At 70.2% G+C, this 248-nt stretch carries 1 protein-coding gene; it reads left to right on the top strand.

From position 1 onward, the window contains the following. Nucleotides 1-17: 17 nt before the first annotated feature. On the top strand, nt 18-248 hold a 231-nt coding region (locus tag ACLJNW_RS27410), incomplete at its 3' end, for an AraC family ligand binding domain-containing protein (protein WP_410961709.1).

Raw genomic sequence — 248 nt, 5'->3', positions numbered from 1 at the left:
GCTATGCGGTGTCCGGGATGATGTGGCTGGAGACGCCCGACGAGGCCCTGCCGGTCCCGCCGCAACGGGCGGTCTGGTTGCCTCCGGGCCTGCGCCATGCGGTGCGGGTCGCCTCCGAGTTGCAGATGCGCAACATCTACCTGAGCCCGGAACTCTCCCGCGGCCTGGAGGACCGCACCCTGGTGCTGGTGGTCGGCCCGCTGCTGCGCGAGCTGATCGTCAGCCTGGTGGAGCTGGAACGACAGAGC

Origin of the sequence: Salmonella sp. SAL4457 (genome assembly GCF_046548235.1) — a bacterium.
Lineage (GTDB): Bacteria > Pseudomonadota > Gammaproteobacteria > Enterobacterales > Enterobacteriaceae > Salmonella > Salmonella enterica.
This window is presented reverse-complemented; position numbering and strand designations above follow the sequence as displayed.